General features: G+C 70.5%; 3 protein-coding genes. 2 read left to right on the plus strand and 1 reads right to left on the minus strand.

Annotation, left to right across the window (positions count from 1 at the left end; all coding sequences use genetic code 11):
• Window positions 1-88: 88 nt before the first annotated feature.
• Window positions 89-1,084, minus strand: a complete 996-nt coding sequence (hpaD, locus tag ACFWFR_RS18790) for a 3,4-dihydroxyphenylacetate 2,3-dioxygenase (protein WP_377624106.1) — start codon at window positions 1,082-1,084, stop codon at window positions 89-91.
• Window positions 1,085-1,216: 132 nt separating this feature from the next.
• Between hpaD and ACFWFR_RS18795 the strand changes: the two genes are divergently transcribed.
• Together ACFWFR_RS18795 and ACFWFR_RS18800 are read left to right on the plus strand one after the other, a co-directional pair.
• A complete protein-coding gene (locus tag ACFWFR_RS18795) occupies window positions 1,217-2,122 on the plus strand; it encodes a LysR family transcriptional regulator (RefSeq protein WP_377624107.1) in 906 nt (301 codons plus the stop codon).
• Window positions 2,123-2,236: 114 nt separating this feature from the next.
• Complete coding sequence (locus ACFWFR_RS18800; RefSeq protein WP_377624108.1) at window positions 2,237-2,914, plus strand: GntR family transcriptional regulator; 678 nt, start codon at window positions 2,237-2,239, stop codon at window positions 2,912-2,914.
• Window positions 2,915-2,947 lie beyond the last annotated feature (33 nt).

Consider the following 2,947-nt stretch of genomic DNA (forward strand, 5'->3'; position numbering starts at 1 on the left):
CCCTCGCCTCGGTCACCGCCACCGCCCGTACCGGTGCGTTCCGGCAGCCGGTGCTCGTACCGCGCGAGCTGATCGACGGTGAGCTGGCTCAGTGCAGCCCGAGGTAGTCCTCGAGCGTCGCGGGCGTCGCCTGCAGCAAGGGCTCGTTCACCGGCTCGCCGGGGAACTCGCTCGCCTCGAAGAACCACCGTCGCGACGCCGGCATCCCCCACAGCTGCGCTCGCCGCGGGTTGCTGATGTCCCACCGGATGGGCTCCTCCTCGAGGTCGATGAACTGGTAGTGGGTCGTGAACAGCTCGACCCGGTGCTGGTCGGGGTCCCGCAGGTAGAGGAACAGCGCGTTGCTGATGCCGTGGCGACCCGGACCCCGGTCGATCTCCTCGCCGCACCCGAGGGCGCCGGCGACGTCGGCCGCGTGCAGCAGCGACGACGCGTCGGGGACCGTGTACGCGAAGTGGTGCAGGCGGGGTCCCTTGCCGTTCGTGAAGACGAGGTCGTGCGTGTTGCCCTTGACCTCCATCCACGACCCCCACAGCTCGTCGGTGCCGTCCTTGGCCGTGTACTCCGAGAGCCGCATGCCCAGGCCGTTCCAGAAGTCCGTCGCAGCCTGCACGTCATGGGTCACCACCTGGTAGTGGTCCAGGCGCTGCGGGGCGCCCGCGACGAACTCGTCGAAGTTCTGCATCTTGCGCGGCACGAGCTCCATCGAGGACGTGAGCTCGATGTGGGTCCCGACGGCATCGCGGAACTGGAGCGTGGGCCCCTGGTGGTCCTTCTCGACACGCTGGTGCTCGATCCCGGTCGCGGCGAAGTGCTTCTCGGCGCGGGCGATGTCCTCGTCGGTGCGCACGCGCAGCCCGACGTGCAGCGCCTTGGGCTCGTCGGCGCGCTCGAGCACCAGGCTGTGGTGAGCGGACTCCTCGAGACCGCGCAGGTACACGACGTCGTCGGTCTCCTCGGTCACGACCAGGCCGATGACGTCGCGGTAGAAGTCGCGGCTCTTCTCGAGGTCGGTCACGGCGAGCGAGACGTGGCTGGCCCGCGTGATCGTGAACGGAGGGTTGAGGTTGGTCGAAGGAAGCATCGTCGGCTCCAGAGGTCGGGGACTCGTCGCAGCAAGACTGACAGCCGCAGACGCCCAGGAGAACTACCGATCCGCTCTCGGCGCCATACACGAGCGCTATACCGGACCTCTCGCCATAGGTAGCATGTCGGCATGGAGCTGCGTCATCTTCGGTACTTCACCGCCGTGGTCGAGGCGGGTTCCTTCACCGCCGCGGCCGTCAGGCTGCACCTCTCGCAGCCTCCGCTCAGCGTCGCCATCGCCAAGCTCGAGGCCGAGGTCGGGGTGTCCCTGCTGGTCCGCACCCCCCGCGGCGTCGAACCGACCAGCGCCGGCCGCTACCTCCTCGACGCCTCGTCGCGCGTGCTCGGTGACGTCGACGACATCGTGTCGGCCCTGGGACGGTTCGGCGCCGGGACCGCAGGGTCGATGACCCTCGCGGCCGTGCCGGTGCTCATGTGGCACCGCGTCCCCGAGCTCCTGCGCGCGCACGCGACCGAGGCCCCGGACCTCGAGATCCAGCTCGTCGACCCTCCGCCGTGGGCGGCCATCGAGATGCTCCAGCAGCGGCAGGTCGACCTGGCCGCCGTGGTCGTCGCGGATCCCCGACGGTTCGCCGCGCGGCACCGCGGGACCCTGGACGTCGTCGACTGGGGCGAGGTGCCCCTCGTCGGGGTGCTCCCCCCCGACGAGGAGCACGCGCCGGACCCGCTGCCGCTGCGATCGTTCGACGGCGAGCTCGTCCTGCTGCCGCGGCGTACCGCAGCCGTCCCGAGCCTCCCCGAGGCGGTCGAGGCGACGTTCCGCAGCCACGGGGTCACCCCGAGGTCGGTGCGCACCGTCGACACCATCCAGGCGGGCCTCCCCCTGATCGAGGCCGGGGTCGCACGCGCGATCCTCCCCGATCCGGACCGGGCCAGCCTCGCCCGGTTCGACGTGACGGTCCGACGGCTCGATCCGGAGCCGAGGCCCCTGCGTGCCCTCGTCCTGGCACGAGCCGGGGCGAGGGCGGACGCCAAGATCGCGCGGCTGCTCACGCGGATCGCACGGAGCGCCTGAACTCTTCCTGTGTGATCGTCGATATGATCGACTATACGATCCGTCAACGCGTCGTCATCCCCGTCCTTCCCCCGCGACGGGTCGTCGTCGCTCCGTCCACGAGGAGGTGGCCGCGTGACCACCAGCAAGGCCGATCAGTGCTACGAGATCCTGCGCAAGGGCATCATGGAGGGCACGTTCGGGCCGGGCCACCGCCTGGTGATCGATCAGCTCGTCCGCGAGTTCGGCATCAGCTCGGTGCCGTGGCGTGAGTCGCTGCGTCGGCTCGAGGCCGAAGGATGGGTCGACATCGTCCGCCACGCGGGCGCCGTCGTGAAGACGTTCGACACCGGGTCCTGGGAACGCACCATGCAGCTCCTGGCCCGGCTCGAGGGCTACGCGACCGCGTTGTCCGCCCCGAACCTGACGGCTGCCGACCTGTCCAGGGCCCGGTCGCTCAACCGCGAGATGGCGGACGCGCTCGCGAGCTTCGACCCCGCGCGGTTCGGGATACTCAACCGGGACTTCCACCAGCTGCTGTGCTCCCGGTGCGACGACCACCGGCTCAACGACCTGGTCGAGGCCGAGTGGACTCGGCTCGAGCTCATCCGCCGTTCGGCCTTCTGGTACGCGCCCGGACGAGCGCTCGCCTCGCTCGCCGAGCACGACGGGCTGATCGACCTCATCGAAGGCGGCGCCGACCCGGACGTGATCGAGACCGCCGCGCGTCGGCACGAGCTCAACACGGTCGAGGCGATCGGCGAGCACGAGGCCCGGCTCGAGGCGGGACGGGCCGCCGAACAGGCACGGTGACCACGTACCAGGACGAGGGGCCCACCGTCGCGG

The sequence above is a fragment of the Oerskovia sp. NPDC060287 genome (assembly GCF_042726775.1).
Lineage (GTDB): Bacteria > Actinomycetota > Actinomycetes > Actinomycetales > Cellulomonadaceae > Oerskovia > Oerskovia merdavium.